The sequence below is a fragment of the Albimonas sp. genome (assembly GCF_055129145.1).
In genome coordinates, this window is the sequence record NZ_JBSRTQ010000059.1 from 1 (window position 1) to 23970 (window position 23970).

Genomic DNA, 23970 nt, shown 5'->3' on the forward strand with positions numbered 1-23970 from the left:
GCCGCGCCGGCCGGGGCGCCGGTCCCGCCGCCGGGCGCCGGCTGGCCGGATGCGTTCTCGTCCGGCTCGATCCGCATCGGCAGGTCGCCGCCGGCGATCTGCCCGAACTGGCCCTCGATCACGCCGCCGCCCGAATACTGGCCGATCTCGGGCGCCTCGCCGACCCGGAACGCCTCCAGCGCCACCCCGGCGCCCGAGGCGTCGTCCGGCAGCCGCCGCCCGGTGGACCGGTCGATCTTGGCCATCACCGCGCCCGGCGGGAACGGGAAGTCCAGATGCGGGCGGTCCTTCATGGCGATCTTCATGAAGTCCTCGAACACCGGCGCGCAGAGCGTGCCGCCGAAGGCCCCCCGGCCCATCGGGCGCGGGCTGTCGTAGCCGATGAAGCAGCCCGCCACCATGTTGGGGGTGAAGCCGATGAACCAGACGTCCTTGGCCTCGTTGGTGGTGCCGGTCTTGCCGGCGAGCGGCATGCCGAGGCTCTGCAGCTGCGTCGCCGTCCCCCGCTCGACCACGCCGCGCATCATCGAGGTCAGCTGATAGGCCGTCACCGGATCCATGATCAGGCGAGAGTTCGGCTGCAGCACCGGCTCCAGCTCCCCCGCCCGCCAGGCCTCGCGGCATTCGGGGCAGAGGCGGCTGTCCTGGCGGAAGATGGTTTCGCCGCGGCGGTCCTGCACGCGGTCGACCAGCGTCGGGCTGACCCGCCAGCCGCCATTGGCGAACATCGCGTAGGCCCCGACCATCTGGTAAAGCGTCGTCTCGCCCGCCCCCAGCGCATAGCTGAGATGATGGGGCATGTTGGCGTAGACCCCGAAGCGCTCGGCGTATTCCGCCACCAGGTCCATGCCCACATCCTGCGCGAGGCGGACGGTCATCACGTTGCGGGACTGCTCGATGCCGACCCGCATCGGCGACGGCCCGTAGAACCGGTTGGAGGAATTGGTCGGCCGCCAAAGCTCCGCCGAACCGGTATCGATGGAGATCGGGGCGTCGAGGATCACGGTCGAGGGCGTGTAGCCGTTGTCGAGCGCCGCCGCGTAGACGAAGGGCTTGAAGGCCGAGCCCGGCTGGCGCCTGGCCTGGGTGGCGCGGTTGAACACCGAGGTCTCGAAGCTGAAGCCGCCCTGCATGGCCAGCACCCGGCCGGTGGTCGGATCCATCGCCATGAAGGCGCCTTCCAACTCGGGGATCTGACGCAGCGACCAGTGGTCGAGCCCGGCCTCGGCCAGCGCGTCGCCGGGCACGTCCTTGATCTCCGCGCCCTTGTCGGTTTCGCCCGCGACCATGATCACGTCGCCGACGGCGAAGATGTCGGCGGGCTTGCGCGGGGCGGGGCCGACGCCGCCGCGCTCCAGTTCCGGCTTGGCCCAGCCGGCGTCCTTGACCCCGATGACGTGGCCGTCGGCGCCCTCGGGCACGCCCTCGACGCCGATGCGCGCTGTGGTCGCGCCCACCTCCAGCACCACGGCGGGGCGCCAGCCGGGAATGTCGTTGGGGGCGCGTGTGGCGGCCAGCGCCGCGCGCCAATGCGCTTCGGTGTCCAGCTTTTCAGGCTCGATCTTCGCCAGCGGCCCGCGCCAGCCCTGCCGCTCGCGGTCCCATTCCACCAGCCGCTTGCGCAGGGCGTCGGCGGCGGCGCGCTGCAGCTCGGGGTCGAGCGTGGCGCGGATGGTCAGGCCGCCGCCCTCGACCGCCTTCTGGCCGAACTGACCGACCAGCTGGCGGCGGACCTCCTCGGAGAAATAATCCCGCGGCGGCACCGGCGGCAGCTCGGGCTCGATCGAATCGTCGAGCCGCGTCGCCAGCGGCTCGGCCACCGCTTCGTCATGCTCGGCCTGGGTGATGAAGCCCGCGCGCAGCATCTGGCCCAGCACGTAGCCGCGCCGGTTCACGGCGTCGTCATGGTCGTGCACGGGGTGAAGGTTGGAGGGCGCTTTCGGCAGCGCCGCCAGATAGGCGGCCTCGGCCGGAGTCAGATGCTCCAGCGGCTTGCCGAAATAGTTGTCGGCGGCCGCGGCCACGCCATAGGCCCGCGCGCCCAGATAGATCTCGTTGAGGTAAAGCTCGAGGATCTGGTCCTTGGTCAGCACCTGCTCGAGGCGGGTGGCCAGGATGATCTCCTTGAACTTGCGCTCGAAGCTGCGCTCGCTGGTCAGCAGGAAGTTCTTCATCACCTGCTGGGTGATGGTCGAGGCCCCGCGCAACCGTCCGCCGCGGGCATAGTCGGCCATGGCGCCGAGGATGCCGAGCGCGTCGAAGCCGTTATGCTCGTAGAAATTGCGGTCCTCGGCGGCGATGAAGGCGTTCTTCACCAGGTCGGGGATCTCGTCGATCGGGGCGAAGACCCGCCGCTCGGTCAGATATTCGGCCATGATCGCGCCGTCGCGGTCGTAGACGCGCGAGATCGTCGCCGGCTGGTAGCGTTTCAGCGCGTCATAGTCGGGCAGATCGCGGCCATAGAGCCAGAACAGCCCCGCCATGACGCCCATCCCGAAGATCGCGCCGATGGACGCGATGCTGAACACCCAGGCGAGAAATCGAATCATGCCGTACGTTCGCTCCGTGTCGATGATCTCGTCGGCGACCTTGACCGTGATCGCGCCGATGGCCGCGTCGCGGCCGCTTGCCTTGTCGGTCCCGCAGTCGGTCCCGGATCGTCTCCGGCCCAGGGCCGTCTCGAGTTTCGTCGCTCGAGTTTCATGTCTCGAGGGTCGTCCAACGCTCCGCGGCGCGGCGGGCGAGCGTCGCGTGCGGTTCAATGCGCCTACATAATGCGAACCGGAGGGCGCGGACAGGGCCTCTATAAGGCGGAACGGCGCCTTTGACATCGAGTTGGCGCGATCGTGCGCGGCCTCGATCCGGGCGCCGTCGGCGGCGCACCGCCCTGCCCCGGACCGCGCGATCCGGTCTCGCCGGGCCCTCTCGGATCAATCCCCGGCGCTGATCCGCGCCGCCTCGGGGGGGGAGGCGTAAGGCCGCGCCGCCTCCTCCGCACGCCAGGTCTCCAGCCCCTCCGCCAGCGCCCGCGCCGCGATCCGCCGCCAGGACGGGTCGCTCATCCGCGCGAGGTCGTCGGGATTCGACAGGAACCCCAGTTCCACCAGGCTCGACGCCATCCGGGTCGAGCGCAGCACCCGGAACCGCGCCTGCGCATGGGCCCGGCCGCGCAGCATCGGCGTGACCACGCCCAGCGTGTCGGCCAGCGCATCGGCGAGGCTGCGCGAGGCGAGCGTCGCGGGGCCGCGCCCGATGGCCTCGATGATCGCCGCGATGTCGTCGCCCGGCCCCGAGGGGGCGACCGGGTCGGTCTCGTGCCCCTCCGGCCCGCGCAGATCGGCCTGGTTCTCGGAGCTCGCCAGCGCGCCGGTCTCTTCGTCGGTGGCGCGCGAGGCGAGGGAGAACACCGACGCCCCCAGCGCCTCGCCCCGCGCCACCGTGTTGGCGTGGATCGAGATGAAGGCCGAAGCGCCCGCGGCCTCGGCCAGCGTCACCCGTTCGTCGAGGCCCAGATAGCGGTCGTCGTTGCGGGTCAGCTCCGCCCGCCACAACCCGGTGTCCTGCAGGGCCTGCGCAAGGTCGCGCGCGAAGGCCAGGGCCAGGACCTTCTCCACCGCCTCGCCGCGAATGGCGCCGGGGTCGAAACCGCCATGGCCGGCGTCGACCATGACCAGCGGCCGCGGATCCGCGCGCGGATCGGGCGCCCCGCGCAGGTCGGCGGCGACGCCGGACCGCCCGCCCGAAGCGCGCGCGCCCGGAGGCCAACCCGCGGTTCGCGCGAATGTTTCCGGCGTTTCGGGCGCGAGGATCACCCGCAGTCGCGCACCGCCGCCAGGCAGCCGGGTCATCGCCGCCTCCTCCAGCCGCGCAGGACCCGCGAGATCCAGCGACAGGCGCGCCCGTCCGGCCTCCGCCATCCCCGCGCGCAGACCCGCGATCAGGCCGCCCGGGGGCGGCGCGGGACGCGGGCCGATCCAGCCGCCCGCCGCCACGTCCACGATCAGCCGCGGCGGGTTGTCGAGCGTGAAGATCCGCCACGGTCCCGGCCCGGGCAGCGACAGCGCGAGCCTTGTGCGCCCCTCCGCATGGCGCATGCCGATCAGCCGCGCTTCTCCGGCCAGCGCCAGCGCTTCGGCCGCCGCCTCCACCGCGGCGTCGGGGGCGAGGGCGTCGGGCGTCGCCGCGAGGGCGCCCCCTGCGGCGACGGCGGCCAGCAGCAGCGCGCAGGAAGCGCGGCGAATGCCGCGGATTGGACGCAACCGTTCCCGACCGCCCCGACGCCCCATTAACCATCCCCTTGTTCCGAAGCGCTTTTCCGGCCTGCAAGTCGGCGGTGCGCGTCCCTGAAAACGATCTGTCTTAGCGATTGTCAACAGGCCGCGGCGACGGCTATAGTGTCAAGGCTGCTGCATGTCCGGGTCGCGCCCTGCGCGCACGGGCCACGGCGCAGCGACGAACCGAAAGTTTTTCGGACGACGCCCCGGATGTTTGGGACGATGACTTGCAGCGTAAAGGGCCGAGGCCCGGGCGTGAAGCGGTCAGGTCCCCCGGCGCGGCGCCGAGATCGGGGTCAGGCTCAAAGGTCCTCGCCCCTCCCCGACTGCGGCCGGCCGGCGCCTTTCGCCGGACCGACCAGGAGATCAGCCCGCGATGCGCGCCCATATCCGGATCAGCGACGAAGGAGACCGCGCCGACGCGCCGGCCCTTCCGCGCGCCCGGACCGAGGCGCCATTCGCCCCAGTATCAGCCGACGCACGTCTCCACTCGCCTGCCCCGCCGGGTCGGGCGGCACGGGAGGCGGCGCGCCGGGTCAGGAGACCATGGCCAAGAAGATGCTCATCGACGCGACCCACCCGGAAGAAACCCGGGTCGTCGTCGCCGACGGAAACAAGGTAGACGACTTCGATTTCGAGTCGATCTCCAAGAAGCAGATCGCCGGCAACATCTATCTCGCGAAAGTGACGCGCGTGGAGCCGTCGCTCCAGGCCGCGTTCGTCGAGTACGGTGGCAACCGGCACGGATTTCTCGCCTTTTCGGAAATCCACCCCGACTATTACCAGATCCCCCGCGCCGACCGCGAAGCGCTGATGGCCGAGGAGGAAGCCGAAGCGCGCAAGCGCGCGGCGTCCGAGGACGGCGGCCGCGGCCGTCGCAAGGGCCGCACCGCGCGCCGCGCCGTCGAAGAGGTCGAGGATGATCAGGACGCCGGCGACCAGGATGAGGACGACGATGACGACCTGATCGGCGACGACGAGTCGATGAAGGTCGATTCCATCGGCGGAGACGACGACACGGACGAATCCGACGACGACACGTCGTCCGACGACGCGCAGCCCGAGCCTGAAGCCCCCAAGGCCGAAGCCGAGCCCGAAGTGGTCGCCGCGCCGGAGGCTTCCGAGTCGTCCGCGCCCGAGGCGTCCGATCCCGATATCGAAGAGGTCGACCCGAACGCGAAGCCGCCGAGTTCCATCGCCGAAAGCGCCGGGACCGGCGACGACGACCGGATCGAAGAGGACTACGCCCCCGAGCGCAAGCCGGAGGAGGAGGACGCCTCCGCCGCTTCCGAGCCCGCGCCGGTCGCCGAGCCCGAGACCCCGGCCGAGCCGGTCGCGACGACCGTGACCGAGGACGCCCCGGTCGAGCCCGCCGCAGAGACGTCGACCGAAACCGTGACCGAAGTCACTGAAGAAACCGCCCCCGAGGCGACCTTGGAAGCGACGGCCGAGATCGCCGCGAAATCGCCCGAAGACGCCGCCGCCACGACCGGCGATGACGAAGGCTCGGACGACGAGTCCGACGACAACGCCGATGGCGAGGAAAGCGACGAGGACGGCGACCGCCGCCGCCGCCGCTCCCGCCGCGGCGGCCGCTCGCGTCGCTCCCGCCGGGGCCGCACCCGCGGCGACGAGGGCGAAGCCGAACCCGAGGCCGAGGCCGAACAGCCCCGCCGCGCCTCCCGCTCGCGCTCGAGCCGCAATGACGATGACGACGACGCCCCGGCGCCCGCCGCCGAATCCGCCGGCCGCGACGACGACGACGACGCCGAAATGGCCGAGATCTCGGCCCGTCGGATCTTCCAGCGCCGCTACAAGATCCAGGAAGTGATCAAGGTCCGGCAGATCCTTCTGGTCCAGGTCGTGAAGGAAGAGCGGGGCAACAAGGGCGCCGCGCTCACCACCTATCTCAGCCTCGCCGGCCGCTATTGCGTGCTGATGCCCAACACCGCGCGCGGCGGCGGCATCTCCCGCAAGATCACCAACGCGGCGGATCGCAAGAAGCTCAAGGACATCGCCTCCGAGTTCGAGGTGCCCAAGGGCATGGGCCTGATCATCCGCACCGCCGGCGCCAAGCGCACCCGGGCGGAGATCGAGCGCGACTACGAATACCTTCTGCGTCAGTGGGAGCAGGTCCGCTCCATCACCCTGCAGTCGGTCGCGCCGAGCCTGATCTACGAGGAAGGCAGCCTCATCAAGCGCGTGATCCGCGACCTCTACGCCACCGGCATCGACCAGATCGTGGTCGCCGGCGAAGAGGGCTGGCGCGAGGCGCGCGACTACATGGGCATGCTGATGCCCGGCCACGTCCGCAACGTCGTGCTGCATGAAGCCGGCGCGCCGCTCTTCGCCAAGCATGGCGTCGAGGCGGAGCTGAGCGCGCTCATCCACCCCGTGGTCCAGCTGAAGTCGGGCGGCTACATCGTCGTCGGCATCACCGAGGCGCTGGTGGCCATCGACATCAACTCCGGCAAGTCGACCAAGGAGGGGTCCATCGAGGACACCGCCCTGAAGACCAACCTGGAGGCGGCGGACGAGATCGCCCGCCAGCTGCGCCTGCGCGACCTCGCCGGCCTGATCGTCATCGACTTCATCGACATGGAGGACCCGCGCAACAACCGGGCCGTCGAGAAGCGGATGAAGGAGAAGCTGAAGATCGACCGGGCGCGGATCCAGGTCGGCCGCATCTCGGCCTTCGGGCTCATGGAGATGTCGCGCCAGCGCCTGCGTCCGGGCGTGCTGGAGGCGACGACCTCGCCCTGCGCCCATTGCCACGGCACCGGGATCGTGCGGGCGGATTCCTCGCTGGCCCTCACCATCCTGCGCCAGCTGGAGGGCGAGGCGTCCCGCGCCCGCGCGCCGGAGCTTCTGGTGCACGCGCCCATGGGCGCCGCGGCCTACCTGCTCAACGACAAGCGCGAACACCTGACCCAGATCGAGGCGCAATACGGCGTGGTGGTGCGGGTGCAGCCCGATCCGGCGCTGTTCTCGCCGGAGTTCCACATCGAGAAGGTGAAGACCCAGACCCGGCGCCCGGTGCAGGTGGCCGCGGTCACCGCGCTCTCGGTCGCGCCGCCGGATCTCGAGGAATACGATCAGGTCGAAGAGGCCGAACTGGTCGAGGCCCCCTCAGCGCCCGAGCCCGAAGCGGCGGTCGAGCCGGCCCCTGCGCCCAGGGCCCGCGCGGCCGAGGAAACGCCTGAGGACGAGGACGACGCCTCGCGCCGGCGTCGCGGTCGTCGCGGCGGTCGTCGCCGGCGGCGCGGCGGCAAGGACGACGAGGCGGAGGGCGACGACGCTCGGCAGACGACCGATGCGGATGCGGGCGACGCTCCGGAAGCCGAGGCCGAAACCGAGCCGAAGGCGGCGGAGCCGGAGGCGGCTCAGCCCGAGGTCGACGCCGCGATCCCCGCGCCCCGTCGCACCCGTCGCCGCCGCAAACCCCGCGGCGACGAGGCCGAAGCGCCCGTCGAAGCGGCGGATGCCGAGCCCGACGTCGAGCCTGCGGCCGAGGCCCCGGAGCCGGAAGCCCGGCCCGAGCCCGAGGTGATCGAGGCGGCGGCTGCCGAGCTGACGGCCGAAGCGCCTGAGGAGGCGCCCGAGCCCGCACCCCAGGTCGTCGAGCCCGAGCCCGTGGCGGTTGCCGAGGCGCCCGCAGGACCCACGCCGGAACCGGCGCTGGAGGCCAGGCCCGAGCCCGTCGAGGCCATGGTCGAGACGGCGCCGGAGCCCGCCGCCGAGGACGATGATCGTCCCAAGAAGCGCGGCTGGTGGGCGTTCAACCGCTGATCCGACCGGCGTCTCGCACCCAAGACGAAAAAGCCCCGGACGATGTCCGGGGCTTTTTTCATGCCGATGCGCTCGCGTCCGCTTCTGCTGCCGGAACCAGGCTGGCGGCTCCGCCCCCTCTCGGGCTGCTTGCGCCTGGCGTGTCAAAACCTCGGCGCGCCCGGCCGCCGCCCGTGCCCGGCCATGCGTCAGGCCCGAAAGCGGCAGGCCTGGACCATCCTCCTCAGCCGCCTCCCGCATGGCGCGCCGCAGCCCGGGTTCCGGCCATTCCCCTCCGCGCCCGGCCCGTCGCGATGCAGGCTTGCACGGAACCCTAACGAAAAAGGGCGGCCCGATGGGCCGCCCGATTTCAACATGCGTGCCGAGAAGGATCAGGCGCGGCGACGACGCGCCACGAAGCCCATCAGCGCCAGACCACCGCCGAGCAGCGGCAGGGCGGCCGGCAGCGGCACCGCCGGCGGCGGCGCGGCGGTGTAGGTGTACTGCACCGTCACGGAGGCGTTGCTCAGCGAGTTGCCCGCAACGGTGAAGTTCGAACCGGTTTCGGTCTCGAACCCGGTGTCGAACATGAAGCTGATGTCGAACGTATCCGTGCCGATGAAGTTGGCGAGCGACTGCGGGGTGGCGACGAAGTCCACACCGTTGCTCGTCGACGTCGAGAGCGGCAGCGAACCGCTGCTGTCGCCAGCGCCCAGTTCGATGTCCCCGGTCGAGGACGCCTTGGTGTACGGCTGGGCCACCGGGAAGAACGACGCGATGACGTCATCGGGATCAGTGATGGTCAGCGAGCTGTTCAGCTTGACCTCGGAGATCTCGGTCGTCCCACCGTTGTTGGTGATGATGATCGAGGCCGAAGACGTCGCCGAGAACACCAGGAACGACACGCTGTCCAGCGTTCCCCACGCCGGGTCGAACTCCGCGATCGAAACCGTGACCGATCCATCGCCGCTGACCGCACCGCTCGAAACGCCGACGGCGTTGAACGTGGCGGCCTGCGCGCTGACTGCGAACATACCCAGTGCAGCAGCAGCGCCGAGCGCAAACTTATTCATCCCAAGTCTCCTAATTCTCGTTTCCCCAACCGAGATTTCAGAGTTCCGCCTAGGCGGACAACCGGCGAACCCGAGTCACCCCGTCCATCTCGTTCATGTTCGCTATACCTTAGCTTCACCTCATTTGGAACACCCTCATTCATATTGCGGCAACTAATTTTTGCCCCGAACGGCCAGCCAAATACGGGCGTCGCCGGCCTATCCGCGCATCCAGGTTCGAAGTCTCCGCGCCCCTTCCAGCATCTCGGGTTCAGATCTCGCGAAGCTGAACCTGACGGTTCTTCCACCTCTCATCGGGTCGAAGTCGATTCCCGGCGTGGCTGCGACACCCGCTTCAGCCATCATCTTCGAACAGAAGACGCGGCTGTCATCAGTCAAATGCGCGACATCTGCGTAAAGATAGAAGGCCCCGTCCGGCGGCGCGAGCCGGTCGAACCCGGCCTCCGGCAGCGCGTTCATCAGCAGCTCCCGGTTCCGCGAGAATCGCATACGATTGGCCTCGCATTCGTCCTCCGCGCCGAGCGCCGCGAGCGCAGCGACCTGGGCGATATGGGGCGGGCAGATGAACAGATTTTGAGCAAGACGCTCAACTGTGCGCAGAATGTGTTCGGGCACGATCATCCAGCCGATGCGCCAGCCGGTCATCGACCAGTACTTCGAGAAGGAATTGATCACGATGCATTCATCGTCGACCTCCAGCGCCGACGCCGCCGGCGCCGCGTAGGTCAGCCCGTGATAGATCTCGTCGGAAATCAGCCACGCCCCCCGCGCCCGGCAGGCCGCCGAGAGCTCCGCCAGGCGCGCCCGGTCGAGCATCGCCCCGGTCGGGTTGGCCGGCGAGGCGACCAGAAGCGCCTGCCAGTCCGGCAGCGCGGGGTCGTTCAACGCCGCGACCGAAGGCTGCCAGCGGTCGGCCTCCCCGGTCTCGATCCGCACCGTCTCGACGCCGAGCGCCTTGAGGATGTTGCGATAGGACGGGTAGCTCGGATCGCCGAGCGCCATCCGTTCGCCCGCCTCCAGCGCCGCGAGAAAGGCCAGGGTGAAGGCGCCCGAGGATCCGGCGGTCACCACCACCCGGCGCGGATCGATGCTCAGCCCGTGCCGGCGGCGATAGAGATCGGCGATGCCCTCGCGCAGCGCCGGCAGGCCGAGGGCCACGGTGTAGCCGAGCGGGCCGTCCTGAAGGGCGCGGGCGGCGGCCTCCAGCGCGCGGGCCGGGGCGCCGGAAGCGGGCTGGCCGACCTCCATGTGGACGATGTCGCGGCCCGCGGCCTCGGCCTCGCGCGCAGCCTCCATCACGTCCATCACGATGAAAGGATCGACGGCGCTTCGCCTTGAAGTTTTCATCGGTTCCGGCTCCTATCGGGGTGAGGAGGCCGAGCCTCGGGGCTGGGCGGCGACGGGTCAAGCCGACGCGGGCGCGCGGTCCGGTCCAGGGCGCGGGGCGTCGCCGCGCCGCCGGCTGCGTCGGTCGACCTTGCGCCGGAGCCGCCCGGCGAGCAGGTTGCGCCGGAACCGCCCGGTCCCCGCCTTGTCGGCCCCGGGCCGCCAGCGACGGCGCGCGCGTCCTGAGCGCCCTATTCCGCGGCCCCGCGCCGCGCCCTGCGAGAGCTGAGCCGGAACCCCGTCGTGACCTTGCTGAGAAACGCCATCGCCCCCGTCCGCCGCGCCGCCCTTCGCCAGGGCCCCCGCGCGCTGGCGCTGCTCGCCGCCCTGGCGATGCCCCTGCCCGCCGCCGCCGCAGGCTTCGTGCGCGACGCCGAGATCGAGGGCGTGCTCGACCGCCTGTCGGAGCCGGTGTTCCGCGCCGCCGGGATCGATCCCGACAGCGTCAACATCATGATCCTCGATCAACCGGACCCCAACGCCTTCGTCTTCGCCGGGCGCAACATGGTGTTCTCCACCGGCATGCTGCGCAAATTCTCCAGCCCCGACGCGCTGCGCGGGATCATGGCGCACGAGACCGGCCATATCACCGGCGGCCACCTCGCCCGGCGCGAGATCGCGGCCGGCAACCTGCAGGGCCCCGCCATCGCCGCGATGATCCTCGGCATCGCGGCCGCCGCCGCCGCGGGGGCCGCGGGGTCGTCGGGCGGCGCGGGAATGGGCGTCGGGTTGGCGATGGGGGGGCAGAGCGCGGTGCAGCGCGCCTTCCTCGCCTACAGCCGCTCGGAGGAGGCGTCCGCCGACCAGGCCGGGCTCACCTATCTGGAGCGCGCGGGCGTCGACCCCACCGGCATACTCGCGGTGCTGGAGACGTTCCGAGGGCAGGAGGTGTTCTCGGACCGCTACCGCGACCCCTACACGCTGACCCACCCGGTCTCCGCAGACCGGCTGTCGGCGATGGAGCGTCGGGCCGCGGAGTCGCCCTATCTGGGCAAGGGGCCGCAGAAGGACCTGATCTACTGGACCGACCGGATGAAGGCGAAGCTGGAGGCGTTCATCGACGCGCCCTCCACCACCCTCTCGCGGCTCGATGCGGACGACCATTCCGAACTGACCACGCTGAAGCGCGCCGTGGCGCTGCACCGCGCGCCCGACCCGGACCGGGCGATCGAGGAGGCGAACCGTCTGCTGACCATCCGCCCGAACGATCCCTATTACGAAGAGCTCAAGGGCCAGATCCTCTTGGAAAGCGGCCGCGGGCAGCAGGCGGTCGCGCCCTATCGCAAGGCGGTGGCGCTGGCCCCGGACCAGCCGCTGATCCTCGGCGGGCTCGGCCGGGCGCTCCTGTCCATCGGCACGCCCGAGAGCGACCGCGAGGCGCTGGCGGCGCTGGAACGGGGCGCGCGCGAATCCGATGGCGGCGATCCCGGCCTGCTGCGCGATCTGGCCTACGCCTACGCCCGCACCGGGCAGGAGGGCCGCGCCGCTTTGGTCACCGCCGAGCGTCTCGCAATCACCGGCCAGGGCCGCGACGCGCGCCGCATGGCCGAGCGCGCCAAGGGCCTGCTGCCCAACGGCAGCCCCGAATGGCTGCGCGCCGACGACATCGTGGCGAGCGTGGAGGCGGCGTACAGATGACCCCGCCCTTCCGCCGCCCCAACCGGCGCGCCCCGCGCCCCCTTCCCGACGGAGACCCGACGCCGATGACCGCGCCCATGACCGTCAGCCGCCCGCTCCGCGCCTTCGCCCGCGCGCTGCTCCCCGCCCTCGCTCTGCCCACCCTCGTCCTGGCCTCCCGCGCCCTGGCCTCCCTCGCTCTCGCCGCCTTCGCCGTGATGGCCACGCCGACGCCCGCGCCGGCGCAGCCGCTCTCCGGCGTCTCCACGATGGCGCCCGAGGACCGCGCCGCCCTGCGCGCCGAGGTCCGCGCCTATCTGCTGGAGAACCCCGAGGTGATCATGGAGGCGATCCAGGTCCTCGAGGACCGACGCCGCGACGCCGCCGACTCCCAGGGCCGCGACCTCGTGGCCCGCAACGCCCCCGCGATCTTCCAGGACGGCTACTCCCACGTCGCCGGCAACCCGGACGGCGACGTGACCGTGGTCGAGTTCCTCGATTACAACTGCGGCTACTGCAAGAAAGCCCATGACGACGTGCGCAAGCTGGTCGAGACCGACCCGGGCCTGCGCTACGTGGTCAAGGAGTTCCCGATCCTCGGCCCGACGTCGATGACCGCGGCGCGCGCGGCGCTCGCCTCGCGCATGCAGGACGGCGGCAAGCGCTACATGGCGTTCAACGACGCGCTGATGGGCCACAAGGGCGCGCTGTCGGACGAGGACGTGTGGGCGCTGGCCGGCGAGGCCGGGCTCGACATCGCCCAGCTCAAGCAGGACGCTGAGGATCCCGACATCGGCCGGGCCATCGAGGCGACCTATTCGCTCGCCAAGGTGCTCAAGATCGAGGGCACCCCCACATTCGTGATCGGCGACACCATCGTGCGCGGCTACGTCCCGCTGGATCGCCTGCGCGAAACCGTGACCGACACCCGCGAACGCAAGGGCTGAACCGGGCTTTCCCGGCGGGCGCGCGCCCCTGCCGGGACCTGGGCCGAGGCGCCGGCGGGCGGCGGCGCAGGCCATCCGGCGGCCCTCGCCGCCGGTCCATGACCGCCGCTGCGCGATACGCCCCTTGGCAACGCCCCCCGCACCCGTGTAAACGCCGCGATGACGCACCCGGGGGCCCCGCGCCGTCAGAACGGCCGCGACCGTCAGGCCTCGCAAGAGCAGCGACCCCGAATGACCAAGCATCACGACGCCGACATCGCCTTCATCCGCCAGCTCGCCGAGCTGCTGCGAGAGACGGAGCTGACCGAAATCGAAGTCGCGCGCGAATATGGCGAGGATGACCAGCTTCGCGTCCGGGTGACCCGTCAGCTGATGGCCGCCCCGGTCCCCGCGCCCGTGACCTACGCCGCCGGCCCCGCGCCGGCCGCCGCCCCGGCGATCGAAGTCGATGCCGGCGACGCCGCCGACGCGCTCGCGCGTCATCCCGGCGCCGTGGCCTCGCCCATGGTCGGCACCGTCTACCTGCAGGCCGAACCCGGTCAGCCCTCCTTCGTGAAGGTCGGCGACCAGGTCTCCGAAGGTCAGACCCTGCTGATCATCGAGGCCATGAAGACCATGAACCAGATCCCCAGCCCACGGGCGGGGACGGTGAAGCGCATCCTCGTCGAAGACGGCTCGCCGGTCGAATACGGCGCGCCCATGATGATCATCGAGTGACCCGACGGGTCTGTCAAAGACGGGTCTGGGGATAATCTGATGTTCAACAAGGTCCTGATCGCCAATCGCGGCGAAATCGCGCTCCGAATTCATCGCGCGTGCCGCGAAATGGGCATCGCCACCGTCGCGGTGCATTCCACCGCCGACGCCGACGCCATGCATGTCCGCATGGCGGACGAAAGCGTGTGCATCGGCCCGCCGGCCGCCGCGCAATCCTATCTCAACATTCCGGCCCTGATCTCCGCCTGCGAGATCACCGGGGCCGAAGCGATCCATCCCGGCTACGGGTTCCTCTCCGAGAACGCGAATTTCGTGCAGATCGTCGAGGATCACGGCCTGACCTTCATCGGTCCGACCGCCGCACATATCCGGGTGATGGGCGACAAGATCGCCGCCAAGGACACCATGAAGGCGCTCGGCGTGCCCTGCGTGCCCGGCTCCGACGGCGCCGTGACCTCGGCTGAAGAGGCGCTGGCGGTGGCGGCCGGGATCGGCTTTCCGGTGCTGGTGAAGGCGAGCGCGGGCGGCGGCGGCCGCGGCATGAAGGTGGCGCGCACCGCCGCCGAACTGCCCACCGCCTTCTCTGCCGCCCGCTCCGAAGCCCGCGCCGCCTTCGGCGACGACGCGGTCTATCTTGAAAAGTATCTCGGCGCCCCCCGGCATATCGAGATCCAGGTTTTTGGAGACGGCAAGGGCCGCGCGGTGCATCTGGGGGAGCGCGACTGCTCGTTGCAGCGCCGCCACCAGAAAGTATTCGAAGAGTGCCCCTCTCCGGTGCTCGGCGCCGCGGATCGCGCCCGGATCGGCGCCACCTGCGCCGAGGCGGTCGCCAAGATCAACTATCGCGGCGCCGGGACCATCGAATTCCTGTGGGAGAACGGCGAGTTCTACTTCATTGAGATGAACACGCGCCTTCAGGTCGAGCATCCGGTGACCGAAGCCGTCTGGCGCGTAGATCTGGTCAAGGAGCAGATCCGCGTCGCCGCCGGCCTCGAGATGGAATTCGACCAGGCGACCCTTCGCCCCGAAGGCCATGCCATCGAGTGCCGCCTGAACGCCGAGCGTCTGCCCGACTTCTCCCCCTGCCCCGGCGAGATCACCGCCTTCCACGCCCCCGGCGGGCTTGGCGTGCGGATGGACAGCGCGATCTATCGCGGCTATCGGATCCCGCCCTATTACGACAGTCTGATCGGCAAGCTGATCGTGCATGCGGAGGATCGGCCCACCGCCATCGCCCGTCTGCGCCGCGCGTTGTCGGAGATGATCGTCGACGGCATCGACACCACGCTGCCGCTCTTCGACGCGCTGACCCGCGACCCGGACATCCAGGCGGGGACCTACGACATCCACTGGCTGGAACACTGGCTGGCCGGCCACAAGGCCTGACCCTCTTCTCCCAAGGACCGACGCCCATGGCCCGCCTCGCCCCCTACCGACCGCGTCTTTTCCAGGCGCTGCCGGTATGGCGGCCGGCGGGCTTCGTGCTGAAGCCCTACGCCATCCGGCTCGACGGCGCGGCGCCGCCGGGCTCCGGCCTTCTCCACGTGGCCCAGTCCGAGGCCGCGGAGACGCTGGCGCTGGCGGCCGCGGCCGAGGGCGGGTCCGAGAACTTCGGCTACGTGATCGTGCATGAGGGCGAAGACGCGACCTGGCTGCTGACCTGCTGGTGGGCGCATGCCGACATCCTCTGCCGCAAGCTCGCCCGGGCGCCGCGGGGCGAGACCCGCTTCGTCGCGCAGGACCACCGCCCGCTCATGGCCTGCGTGTGGGAGACCCACGTCATCGCCCATGAGAACCGCGCCTGGATCCGCAACATGATGACCGAGGATCCGGACCCCATGGGTTGGGAGGACGATCTCCTTCCCGACGGCCCCCGCTAGGCCCCGGCCAGCAGGTTCATGCGCCTGCCCGGCAGCAGCTCGTAGGGCGGGCGCCAGCCCGCCAACTTCGAGACCCGCCCGAGCCACGCCGCGATCCCCGGATGGGTCGTCGCGAAATCGAAGCCATGCTCCTCCGCCCCGAACGTCAGGTAGCCGGACATCGAGATGTCGGCGACCGTCGCCCGGTCGCCGATGGCGAAGGCGTTGGCCCGCATATGCGTGTCGAGGATCGCGAGGCAGTCCCGCAACCGCTTGCGCAGGAAGGCCAGATCGTGAGGATCGGGGGCGGGCGTGAAGGCCCGCAGGTAGCGGTAGGGTGCCATGTATCCGGTCAGCTTGTGATTGTCCCAGAAGAGCCAGCGCAGCACCTCGAACCGCTCGGCCTCGGTTTGGCCGGCGTAGAGCCCGTGGCGCTCGGCCAGCCGCAACAGGATCGGGGCGGTCTGGGTCAGGCGGGTTCCGTCCTCCTCCAGCACCGGGATCTCGCCCATCGCATTCACCTGCGCGCGCCATTCCGGCGTGCGGGTGACGCCGGCGGCGAAGTCGGTCCAGATCGGCTCGAAGTCCTGGCCGCACAGCGCCAGCATCAGGGCAAGCTTGTAGCTGTTGCCGGATTCGGGGAAATAATGCAGCCGGTAGAGGGGCATGGCGGGGTCGCCTTTCTGCGGGATCCACGGACAGAACATTTGTTCTGCTCAGATAAGCGCGGGGGCGCCAAACGTCAACATGCCGGCTGAGGCGCGCCCGCGCGGGCCCAACCACCTGCTCGACGCGGCCCTCCGGGTGATCGGCCGGACGGGGCTCGACGGGCTCACTCATCGCGCGGTGGCGGCGGAGGCGGGCATGTCGCTCGGCGCCGTCACCCACCGCTTCGGAAAACGCGAGGCGCTGGTCGATGCGGCCCTCGCCCATGCGGTCGCGCAGGAGACGGCGCGCGTCGCCCGCTTCGAAGCGGCGCTCGGCGACGCGCCGCTCGACCTGCCCCGCTGGGCCGCCGCGGTGGCCGCCCACTATTCGCGCGAGCTCGCCCAGAATCCCGACCTGCACCTCGCCTGCTACGAGGCCCTGCTCGCCGCCGCCCGCGCCCCCGCACGCCGGGCGCTGGCCGAAGCCTGGCTGGAGACCTGGCGCACGGGCCCCCGCCTCGCCCTCGCCGCCGCCGGCTCCGCCGCCCCGGAGCGTCACGCGGCGATCCTGCGCGACGCGTTGTTGGGGATGATCCTGCGGGCGCTGGCCCGGGGCGAGGCCGGTCCCGAGGTCGAGACCGCGATGCATGAAGACCTGCTCACCCTCGCCCGCGCCCTCTGCGCCCGGCCCTGAGACGGCTGTCTCAGGGGCATCCGGTCGCCCCTCCATCACATCCGGATCGTGCCCACGGCACACCCCCGCCCTCCCGGGCGATGCCCCCCATGAAAAACGCCGCCCCCGGGTTTCCGGGGGCGGCGCGGGTCCGATGCGGAGGGGCCGGACGGCCCCGCCGATCGCAACGTCACGGCTCGAGGCTGACCGCGATGAAGCGCAGCTCGCCGCGCGACGACACCAGCAACAGCACCGACTTGCGGCCCTGCTCGCCGGCCTTCTCGACCCGCGTCTTGACCTCTTCGGGGCTGGACACCGCCTCCTGCGCCACTTCGACGATCACGTCGCCCGGGCGCAGGCCCTTGTCGGCGGCCGGACCGGCGGCGTCGACGCTCTCGACCAGCACGCCCTCGACCTCGTCGCCGAGGCTGAATTCGGCGCGGCCCTGCGGGTCGATCGCCTTCAGGGTCATGCCGAGCGCTTCGGTCGCCTGGGCCTCGGCGGCGGCAGGCGCGTCGGCGGAGGCGTTCACCACCGGCGCGTCCTCCTCCAGCAGGCCGAGCGTCACGTCGACCGTCTCGATGTCGCCCTTGCGCCAGACCTGCACCGGCACGCTCTTGCCGGCCTTGGTCTCGGCCACCATGCGGGGCAGATCGCGCATCGCCTCGACCTCGCGCCCGTCGAACTGCAGGATCACGTCGCCGTTCTGCAGGCCGCTCTTCTGGGCCGGCCCGTCCTCGATCACCGAGGAGATCAGCGCGCCCGAGGCCTTGTCGAGCCCGAGGCCTTCGGCGATGTCGGGCGTAACCTCCTGGATCGACACGCCCAGCCAGCCGCGCTTGGTGGACCCGAACTCCTGCAGCTGGTCGACCACGTTCTTCACGATGGCCGACGGGATCGAGAAGCCGATGCCGATCGACCCGCCCGACGGCGAGATGATCGCGGTGTTCACGCCCACCACCTGTCCGCTCATGTCGAAGAGCGGCCCGCCCGAGTTGCCGCGGTTGATGGCGGCGTCGGTCTGCAGGAAGTCGTCATAGGGCCCGGCGTTGATGTCGCGGTTGCGCGCCGAGATGATGCCGGCCGAGACCGAGCCGCCGAGGCCGAACGGGTTGCCGATGGCCAGCACCCAGTCGCCGACGCGGGCATGGTCGCTGTCGCCGAAATTCACATGATCGAGCGGGTGGTCGGGCTCGACCTTCAGCAGCGCCACGTCGGTCTTGGGGTCGGTGCCGATCAGCGTGGCGGTCAGCGAGCGGCCGTCGGAGAAGTTGGCCTTGATCTCGTCCGCGCCGTCGATGACGTGGTTGTTGGTGACGATGTAGCCGTCGGCCGAGATCACGAAGCCGGAGCCGAGCGAGCCGCGCGGACGCGCAGGCGCTCCGCCGCCGCCGCCGGGACCGTTCTCGCCGAAGAGCTCGGGGAAGAGCTCCCGGAACGGCGAGTTCTCGGGCAGGTTCGGGCCGAGGGGCCGGTCGGGCTTGGCCACCTTGGAGGTGGTGGAGATGTTGACCACCGCCGGGCTCAGCCGCTCGGCGAGGTCCGCGAAGCTCGCGGGCGCGCCGGCGGGCTGCGGCCCGCTCAGCTGCTGGCCGGTCGAGGGCGGCGTCGCGCTCTGCTGCGCATTGGCCGCGGGGGCGGGTTGAAAGGCGAGCAGCGCGCCGGCGGCGACGGTGGCGAGGGCGAACGTCGCCGTCAGGGGACGCCGGCGCACCGGGTTGGGATGGATCTGCAAGTGTTCGGTCCTCCAGCTTGTCCGGCGGCCAGGATGCGGCGTCGGGCCCGGATGGGCGGGGCGTCGCGCGAGGGGGCCTGCCGGTCGATCAGGTCCGCGCCGTAGATGTGGTTTATTCGCCACGACGCAACCTTGGCGCGCCCATATGCCGTCACAACGTCGGGATCGGCGGTGAAGTTTCTTCCTGCGGAGGGCGATTCGGCGGCGGTCGCGCGCCGGCCGGGGACGGCTTTCCGCCGGGTCCTCCCCCCGCAAGCGGGCGCGGGAGGCGGCGGCGCAAGACCTGCGCCGCCCTAATGCGCCAGCGCCAGCAGCCCCACGCCGAGGGCTGCGGCGAAGAGGCCCGCCAGGCGAAGACGCTCCGAGCCCATCACGCGCATGGTCTCCAGCAGCCGCTCCATCCGGTCGGGGGCGATGGCCAGCAAAAAGCCCTCGGCGGCCAGAATGGCGCCGAGGGCGAACAGCAGGTCGCGCATCTTCGCGCGCCCGCCTTACCGGGGCGGCGCCGGGGCGTCCGGCGACTGGGGCAGGAAGTAGCGGAAGAACTCGCTGTCCGGCGAGATCACCATCGACGTGTTCGACCCGGTCATCGAGACCTCGTAGGCCTTCAGGCTCCGGTAGAAGCTGAAGAACTCCTGGTCCTGACCGAACGCCTCCGCGAACACCTTGTTGCGCTGGGCGTCGGCGCCGCCTCGGATGATCTCGCTTTCCTTGCGGGCCTGCGAAACCAGCTCGATCGCCTGACGGTCGGCATTGGCCCGGATCCGCTGGGCCGCCTCCTCGCCGCGGGCCCGCTCGTCGGCGGCTTCCCGCTCACGCTCGGCCTGCATGCGCTGGAAGGTGGCCTGCAGGTTCTGCTGCGGCAGGTCCACCCGGCGCAGCCGCACGTCGACGATCTGAACGCCCAGGTTCTGGGTCTGCGCCCGCGCCGTGTCGCGGATGCGGATCATCAGCGAGGACCGCTCGTCCGACAGGATGACGTCCGAGGTGACCGAGCCCAGCACTTCGCGCAGGCTCGCGTTCAGCACCCGTTCCAGCCGCGGCAGGGCGGCCAGCTCGTTCGACACCGCCTGGCGGAAGCGGACCGGATCGGTGATCCGCCAGCGGGCGAAGGCGTCGACCACCAGGCGGCGGTCGTCGATCGGCGTCACCTCCATCTCGCCGCCTTCCAGCGGCAGGATCCGGTCTTCGTAGTAGACCACGTTCTGCACCAGCGGGATCTTGAAGTAGAGCCCGGGCTGCCGGTAGCCCTCGGTCTCGCCGACCACCTGGCCGAACTGGAGCTTGAGGGCCTGCTGACGTTCGTCGACGATGAACACCGAATTGATCAGCACGAAGATCGCCACCGCGAGGACGACCAGAAGAATCGGAAGTTTCCGCATCACTGAGTCCCCCCCTTGCGAAGCTGATCGAGCGGCAGGTAGGGCAGCACCCCGCCGCCCCCTGATCCGTCGCCGTTTCCGCCGACCCCGTCCTCGATCATGATCTTGTCGACGTCGCCCAGCACCTTCTCCATCGTCTCGATGTAGAGGCGCTTGCGGGTCACGTCCTCGGCGTTGCGATATTCGGCCAGAATCGACAGGAAGCGCGCCGCCTCGCCCTGCGCGTCGTTGACGGTCTGGGCGTTGTAGGCTTCCGCTTCCTGCACCAGCTGGGCCGACTGGCCGCGGGCTTCGGCCAGCGCCCGGTTGGCGTAGGCTTCGGCCGTGCTCTCGGACCGCACGCGGTCCTGTCCGGCGGCCTGCACGTCGCGGAAGGCGTCGATGACCTCGCGCGGCGGATCGGCCTTGTCGAAGTTGACCCGAACGATGTTCACGCCCGACTCGTAGCCTTCCAGCGTCGACTGGATCAGCGCCTGCACGTCCTGGCTGACCACGGCGCGGTCGCGGTTGAGGATCGGCGACAGCTCGGACCGGCCGATCACCTCGCGCATCGCCGCTTCCGACACCGCGCGGATCGTCGCCTCGGGCTCGGCCAGGTTGAACAGGAACCGCGCGGGATCCGCGATGTTCCACACCACCTGATAGTCGACGTCGATGATGTTCTCGTCGCCGGTCAGCATCAGCCCCATGTCGGACTGCCGCGAGCCGGCCGAGGACCGGACATCGTTCTGGCCGATGTTGATCACGTTTTCACGGGTGACCGGCAGCACCACATGGGTGACCACGGGCCAGGGGGCGAAGTTCAGGCCGGGCTGGCCGATGGCCGAGAATTCGCCGAACATCAGCTCGACCGACTGCTCGGAATTGTCGACCGTGTAGAGCGAGGCCGCGAGCCAGGCCGCGGTTGCCGCGAGGCCAGCCACGATCCAGCCGACGCGTCCGATCTCGGGCAGGCCGGAGCCGCCTCCGCCGCCGCCGCCGCGACCACCGCCGGATCCGCCGCCGCCGAAGATGACCTTCAGCCGATCGCGACCCTGGCGCAGAAGCTCGTCCATGTCCGGACCCTGATCGCCGCCCCCGCCGCCGCCGCCTTTGCCGCCGCCGCCCCAGGGACCGCGGTCGCCCGAGCCCGAATTCTTGTCCTTGCCCCCGTTGCCCCAAGGGCCGCCGGAGTTGTTGCTGAAGGGCATGAGTGTGATCGTCCTCCCGGAAAGTCCAACGGCGCAGACCGCCGTCGAAATGTGCGTGTCAGGCCGTCGCGGTCAAGAGCCGGCGGCCATGGAGGCGGCGGGCCCGACGGTGCGGACAGGCTCGCGCAGGGTGACCAGCTCTTCCGCCGCCGTGGGATGCACGGCGACGGTGCGGTCGAAATCCTCCTTGGTGGCGCCCATCCTCAGCGCCACGCCGGCGAGCTGGATCATCTCGCCGGCCGCGTGGCCGACGATATGGCAGCCCAGCACCTTGCGGCTGGCCTTGGCGACCACGAGCTTCATCAGCATCCGCTCGTTCCGCCCCGACAGCGTGTGCAGCATCGGGCGGAAGGCGGTGCGGTAGATCTCCACCGTCTCGCGGGACGAGGCCTGCTCCTCGCTCTCCCCGCAAGTCCCGATCTCGGGCTGGGTGAAGACCGCTGTGGGGATCTGTTCATGGTCGGCCGCAGTGGGAACCCCGTCGAAGACGGTGCGCACGAAGGCCGCGCCCTCGCGGATCGCCACCGGGGTCAGCGCGACCCGGTCGGTGACGTCGCCGACCGCGTGGATCGAGGGGCAGGAGGTGGCCGAATACGCATCCACCTTCACCTCGCCCTTGGGGCCGAGCTCGACGCCCGCCGTCTCCAGTCCCAACCCCTTGGTGTTGGGCCAGCGGCCGGTGGCGTAGATCACCGCGTCCGTCTCCAGCCGCTCGCCGCGTTCGAGCACGGCGACGAAACAGCCGTCGTCGGTTCGCTCGATCGCCGCGACATCCGTATCGAGCCGGACGCCGACGCCCTTGGCGATCATCTCGTCCTGCACGAAGGCCGCGACCTCGCCGTCGAAGCCGCGCAGGATGCGCGCGCCGCGGTAGATCTGGGTGACCTCGCAGCCGAGCGCGTTGAGAATGCAGGCGAATTCGCTGGCGATATAGCCGCCGCCCACGATGGCGACCCGCGCCGGCATGGTGCGCATCTCGAAGAGATCGTTCGAGGTCAGGGCATGATGCGCCCCGGGGAAATCGGGCACGAAAGGCGCGCCGCCGGTGGCGATGAGGATGTGCCTGGCCGTGACTTCGCGGCCGTGGTTCTCCAGCCGCACCGAATGCGGGCCGGTGACCGTGGCGCGGGTGCGGTGCAGCTCGACGCCGGCCGTCTCGAGGTTGCGGGCGTAGATGCCTTCCAGACGGGCGATCTCGGCGTCCTTGGCGGCCATGAACCTGGTCCAGTCGAAGGACCGCTCGCCCACCGTCCAGCCATAGCCCTCGGCGTCCTCGAACGCCTCGGAGAAGCCCGACGCGTAGACCATCAGCTTCTTCGGCACGCAGCCGCGGATCACGCAGGTGCCGCCGAAGCGATGCTCCTCCGCCGCCGCGACCCGGGCGCCGCCCTGGGCCGCCATGCGCGCGGCCCGCACCCCGCCGGAGCCCCCTCCGATCACGAAAAGGTCATAGTCGTAGGTCATGCGCCTTCTCCCTGTCCGAGGTCCCGCCGCCCCTGCTGCGCCGTCCCCGCCCGTCCGGCCGGATCCCGACCGGACGCAGCTTCGATTATGGCCGCGACGAACCCGGTCCCCGTCCTATCTGGGGCGCGGGGCCCCGATTGTAACCCGCCCGGCCGAGAACGCCCGCACCGACCGCCGCTTTTCCGCCCCGTTCCGACCCCCGATCACGGGCGCCGGAGCGGAAGTTCACGCATCCTCTTCTTCGTCCTCGTCGTCATCGATCGACAGCATCTCGGTGGTGCCGTCCTCGTAACCCACGATCACCGCGTCGGCGACGTCGACGAAAAGCCCCGTCTCCACCACGCCCGGGATCATGTTCAGCGACAGCGCCAACTCATCCGCGTCGCCGATGCGGCGCAGGTGGCAGTCGATGATGAAATTGCCGTTATCGGTGACGTAGGGCTCGTCCTTGTCCATGCGCAGGGTGGCGATCTTGCCCTCCACGTCCATGTCCTCGAGCGTCTCCTCGACGATGGCCTTGGTGGTCTCCCAGCCGAAGGTCGCGATCTCCACCGGCAGCGGGAAACCGCCCAGATGCTCGACCTGCTTGGAGGCGTCGGAGATCACCACCATCCGGTCGGAGGCGGTGGCCACGATCTTCTCCTGCAGCAGCGCCCCGCCGCCGCCCTTGATCAGGTTGAGATCGGGATCGAATTCGTCCGCCCCGTCGACGGTGAGGTCGAGCCAGCCGGCCTCGTCCAGCGTCACCACCTTGAGCCCCGCGGCCTGGGCCTGGCGCGCGGTGCGCAGGCTGGTGGGCACGCAGACCAGGTCCAGCCCCTCGGCCTTGGCGCGCTCGGCCAGCAGTTCGACGAACCATTTGGCGGTGGACCCGGTGCCGAGGCCCAGCTTCATGCCGTCCTCCACCAGGGCCACGGCGGCCTTCGCGGCGGCGCGCTTGGCGATTTCCTTGCGATCGAGACTCATGGCCGGGGCTCCTCCCTTGCGCCTCGCGCCGCCGCGGTCCGGGGGCGCGACAGCGCGGCCCGGCTCGGGACGGGAGCGGCCCATGGCCGACTCGGGCTTTCGTTTAATACGGTTCGGGTCGCGAGGCCACCGTCGGAGCGGGCGACCGGGCCCGCGCGCGGCCGCGACGGACGGCGGGGTCTTCAGAAGGATGCAAGAGATGGTCACGCGGCATCGCAAACTTGACAGGCAGGGCCCGCGAACCCCGCCGCCCGCCGCGCAGGCGGCGCGAT

The 23970-nt window shown here is 70.6% G+C and carries 18 protein-coding genes; 7 read left to right on the forward strand and 11 right to left on the reverse strand.

Going from position 1 to position 23970, the window contains the following annotated elements:
* Together ACTB72_RS10955 and ACTB72_RS10960 are read right to left on the reverse strand one after the other, a co-directional pair.
* A partial coding sequence (locus ACTB72_RS10955) for a penicillin-binding protein 1A (protein WP_463037031.1) occupies positions 1-2549 on the reverse strand: 2549 nt, incomplete at its 3' end.
* A gap of 381 nt (positions 2550-2930) precedes the next feature.
* Entirely contained in the window at positions 2931-4259 is a 1329-nt protein-coding gene (locus ACTB72_RS10960) for an N-acetylmuramoyl-L-alanine amidase (protein WP_463037032.1), read from the reverse strand.
* Positions 4260-4820: 561 nt separating this feature from the next.
* On the opposite strand from ACTB72_RS10960, the gene ACTB72_RS10965 reads away from it, so the two are divergent.
* The gene (locus tag ACTB72_RS10965) at positions 4821-8063 is read left to right on the forward strand and encodes an Rne/Rng family ribonuclease (RefSeq protein ID WP_463037033.1); all 3243 of its coding nucleotides are present in this window, start codon (positions 4821-4823) and stop codon (positions 8061-8063) included.
* A gap of 371 nt (positions 8064-8434) precedes the next feature.
* Here the strand turns inward: ACTB72_RS10965 and ACTB72_RS10970 are convergent, their stop codons facing one another.
* Entirely contained in the window at positions 8435-9115 is a 681-nt protein-coding gene (locus ACTB72_RS10970; RefSeq protein WP_463037034.1) for a choice-of-anchor E domain-containing protein, read from the reverse strand.
* Positions 9116-9313: 198 nt separating this feature from the next.
* On the reverse strand, positions 9314-10462 hold the full coding sequence (locus tag ACTB72_RS10975) for a pyridoxal phosphate-dependent aminotransferase (protein ID WP_463037035.1): 1149 nt from the start codon (positions 10460-10462) through the stop codon (positions 9314-9316).
* A 282-nt stretch (positions 10463-10744) separates the two neighbouring features.
* On the opposite strand from ACTB72_RS10975, the gene ACTB72_RS10980 reads away from it, so the two are divergent.
* The 5 genes from ACTB72_RS10980 to ACTB72_RS11000 all read left to right on the forward strand — a co-directional run bounded on the left by ACTB72_RS10980 (position 10745) and on the right by ACTB72_RS11000 (position 15662).
* Positions 10745-12139 (forward strand): M48 family metalloprotease, encoded by a 1395-nt coding sequence (locus ACTB72_RS10980; RefSeq protein ID WP_463037036.1) that lies wholly within the window; start codon positions 10745-10747, stop codon positions 12137-12139.
* A gap of 65 nt (positions 12140-12204) precedes the next feature.
* A complete protein-coding gene (locus ACTB72_RS10985) occupies positions 12205-13065 on the forward strand; it encodes a DsbA family protein (protein WP_463037037.1) in 861 nt (286 codons plus the stop codon).
* 231 nt (positions 13066-13296) lie between these two features.
* Positions 13297-13782, forward strand: coding sequence for an acetyl-CoA carboxylase biotin carboxyl carrier protein (gene accB / locus ACTB72_RS10990; RefSeq protein WP_463037038.1), 486 nt, complete (start codon positions 13297-13299; stop codon positions 13780-13782).
* A 39-nt stretch (positions 13783-13821) separates the two neighbouring features.
* Complete coding sequence (accC, locus tag ACTB72_RS10995; protein WP_463037039.1) at positions 13822-15168, forward strand: acetyl-CoA carboxylase biotin carboxylase subunit; 1347 nt, start codon at positions 13822-13824, stop codon at positions 15166-15168.
* 26 nt (positions 15169-15194) lie between these two features.
* The gene (locus tag ACTB72_RS11000; protein ID WP_463037040.1) at positions 15195-15662 is read left to right on the forward strand and encodes a hypothetical protein; all 468 of its coding nucleotides are present in this window, start codon (positions 15195-15197) and stop codon (positions 15660-15662) included.
* Here the strand turns inward: ACTB72_RS11000 and ACTB72_RS11005 are convergent.
* On the reverse strand, positions 15659-16309 hold the full coding sequence (locus ACTB72_RS11005; RefSeq protein WP_463037041.1) for a glutathione S-transferase family protein: 651 nt from the start codon (positions 16307-16309) through the stop codon (positions 15659-15661). The two genes, ACTB72_RS11000 and ACTB72_RS11005, sit on opposite strands and share 4 nt — an antisense overlap.
* A gap of 79 nt (positions 16310-16388) precedes the next feature.
* Here ACTB72_RS11005 and ACTB72_RS11010 point away from each other — a divergent pair, with 79 nt between their 5' ends.
* Entirely contained in the window at positions 16389-16982 is a 594-nt protein-coding gene (locus ACTB72_RS11010) for a TetR/AcrR family transcriptional regulator (protein ID WP_463037042.1), read from the forward strand.
* A gap of 169 nt (positions 16983-17151) precedes the next feature.
* On the opposite strand, the gene ACTB72_RS11015 is transcribed toward ACTB72_RS11010, so the two are convergent.
* The 6 genes from ACTB72_RS11015 to rpiA form a co-directional block, all read right to left on the reverse strand.
* Positions 17152-18696 (reverse strand): DegQ family serine endoprotease, encoded by a 1545-nt coding sequence (locus ACTB72_RS11015; RefSeq protein WP_463037043.1) that lies wholly within the window; start codon positions 18694-18696, stop codon positions 17152-17154.
* A 293-nt stretch (positions 18697-18989) separates the two neighbouring features.
* Entirely contained in the window at positions 18990-19172 is a 183-nt protein-coding gene (locus ACTB72_RS11020) for a DUF2065 domain-containing protein (protein ID WP_463037044.1), read from the reverse strand.
* 15 nt (positions 19173-19187) lie between these two features.
* On the reverse strand, positions 19188-20078 hold the full coding sequence (gene hflC, locus ACTB72_RS11025) for a protease modulator HflC (protein ID WP_463037045.1): 891 nt from the start codon (positions 20076-20078) through the stop codon (positions 19188-19190).
* Positions 20078-21268 (reverse strand): FtsH protease activity modulator HflK, encoded by a 1191-nt coding sequence (gene hflK, locus ACTB72_RS11030; protein ID WP_463037046.1) that lies wholly within the window; start codon positions 21266-21268, stop codon positions 20078-20080. Before hflK ends, hflC begins: the two co-directional genes overlap by 1 nt.
* Before the next feature lie 72 nt (positions 21269-21340).
* Complete coding sequence (gor, locus tag ACTB72_RS11035) at positions 21341-22732, reverse strand: glutathione-disulfide reductase (protein ID WP_463037047.1); 1392 nt, start codon at positions 22730-22732, stop codon at positions 21341-21343.
* 225 nt (positions 22733-22957) lie between these two features.
* Entirely contained in the window at positions 22958-23698 is a 741-nt protein-coding gene (gene rpiA / locus ACTB72_RS11040) for a ribose-5-phosphate isomerase RpiA (RefSeq protein ID WP_463037048.1), read from the reverse strand.
* Positions 23699-23970: the final 272 nt, after the last annotated feature.

Excerpts from the sequence above, each read along its gene's own strand:
- ACTB72_RS10965 (WP_463037033.1), top strand. The coding sequence starts at position 4,821 with ATGGCCAAGAAGATGCTCATCGACGCGACCCACCCGGAAGAAACCCGG.
- ACTB72_RS10970 (WP_463037034.1), bottom strand. The coding sequence starts at position 9,115 with ATGAATAAGTTTGCGCTCGGCGCTGCTGCTGCACTGGGTATGTTCGCA.
- ACTB72_RS10975 (WP_463037035.1), bottom strand. The coding sequence starts at position 10,462 with ATGAAAACTTCAAGGCGAAGCGCCGTCGATCCTTTCATCGTGATGGAC.
- ACTB72_RS10985 (WP_463037037.1), top strand. The coding sequence starts at position 12,205 with ATGACCGCGCCCATGACCGTCAGCCGCCCGCTCCGCGCCTTCGCCCGC.
- accB (WP_463037038.1), top strand. The coding sequence starts at position 13,297 with ATGACCAAGCATCACGACGCCGACATCGCCTTCATCCGCCAGCTCGCC.
- accC (WP_463037039.1), top strand. The coding sequence starts at position 13,822 with ATGTTCAACAAGGTCCTGATCGCCAATCGCGGCGAAATCGCGCTCCGA.
- ACTB72_RS11000 (WP_463037040.1), top strand. The coding sequence starts at position 15,195 with ATGGCCCGCCTCGCCCCCTACCGACCGCGTCTTTTCCAGGCGCTGCCG.
- ACTB72_RS11005 (WP_463037041.1), bottom strand. The coding sequence starts at position 16,309 with ATGCCCCTCTACCGGCTGCATTATTTCCCCGAATCCGGCAACAGCTAC.
- ACTB72_RS11010 (WP_463037042.1), top strand. The coding sequence starts at position 16,389 with ATGCCGGCTGAGGCGCGCCCGCGCGGGCCCAACCACCTGCTCGACGCG.
- ACTB72_RS11020 (WP_463037044.1), bottom strand. The coding sequence starts at position 19,172 with ATGCGCGACCTGCTGTTCGCCCTCGGCGCCATTCTGGCCGCCGAGGGC.
- hflC (WP_463037045.1), bottom strand. The coding sequence starts at position 20,078 with ATGCGGAAACTTCCGATTCTTCTGGTCGTCCTCGCGGTGGCGATCTTC.
- hflK (WP_463037046.1), bottom strand. The coding sequence starts at position 21,268 with ATGCCCTTCAGCAACAACTCCGGCGGCCCTTGGGGCAACGGGGGCAAG.
- gor (WP_463037047.1), bottom strand. The coding sequence starts at position 22,732 with ATGACCTACGACTATGACCTTTTCGTGATCGGAGGGGGCTCCGGCGGG.
- rpiA (WP_463037048.1), bottom strand. The coding sequence starts at position 23,698 with ATGAGTCTCGATCGCAAGGAAATCGCCAAGCGCGCCGCCGCGAAGGCC.